1 rRNA gene is annotated in these 1,103 nt (G+C 50.5%); it reads left to right on the top strand.

Annotated features, from left to right (window positions below):
- Window positions 1-1,103, top strand: a 23S ribosomal RNA gene (locus ACYTPF_RS19405); the annotation flags it as partial.

Here is a 1,103-nt window from a genome sequence, read left to right as displayed (position 1 = left end):
CGGAGCCGTAGCGAAAGCGAGTGTTAACTGCGCGTTTAGTTGCTAGGTATAGACCCGAAACCCGGTGATCTAGCCATGAGCAGGTTGAAGGTTGAGTAACATCAACTGGAGGACCGAACCCACTGACGTTGAAAAGTCAGGGGATGACTTGTGGCTGGGGGTGAAAGGCCAATCAAACCGGGAGATAGCTGGTTCTCCCCGAAATCTATTTAGGTAGAGCCTCGGACGAATTCCATTGGGGGTAGAGCACTGTTAAGGCTAGGGGGTCATCCCGACTTACCAACCCTTTGCAAACTCCGAATACCAATGAGAACTATCCGGGAGACACACGGCGGGTGCTAACGTCCGTCGTGGAGAGGGAAACAACCCAGACCGCCAGCTAAGGTCCCAAAATATTGCTAAGTGGGAAACGATGTGGGAAGGCATAGACAGCTAGGAGGTTGGCTTAGAAGCAGCCACCCTTTAAAGAAAGCGTAATAGCTCACTAGTCGAGTCGGCCTGCGCGGAAGATGTAACGGGGCTAAGCAATATACCGAAGCTGCGGCAGCATAGTTTACTATGCTGGGTAGGGGAGCGTTGTGTAAGTGGATGAAGGTGAGTTGTAAAGCTTGCTGGACATATCACAAGTGCGAATGCTGACATGAGTAACGATAATGGGAGTGAAAAACTCCCACGCCGGAAGACCAAGGTTTCCTGTCCCATGCTAATCAGGGCAGGGTAAGTCGGCCCCTAAGGCGAGGCAGAAATGCGTAGTCGATGGGAAACGGATTAATATTTCCGTACTTATATAATCAGTGATGGAGGGACGGAGAAGGCTAGGCAAGCTTGGCGTTGGTTGTCCAAGTGAAAGTGCGTAGGCTGAAAACTTAGGTAAATCCGGGTTTTCAAGGCCGAGACACGAGACGAGCTCCCAAGGGAGTGAAGTTGTTGATGCCCTGCTTCCAGGAAAAGCTTCTAAACTTATGATTATATGAACCGTACCCCAAACCGACACAGGTGGTCAGGTAGAGAATACTAAGGCGCTTGAGAGAACTCGGGTGAAGGAACTCGGCAAAATTGTACCGTAACTTCGGGAGAAGGTACGCCTCTGTTTGTGAACACTT

It is taken from the genome of Alteromonas sp. HB246098 (genome assembly GCF_054890645.1).
The sequence above is the reverse complement of the archived record's forward strand: the minus strand, read 5'-3'. Positions and strand labels throughout refer to the sequence as shown.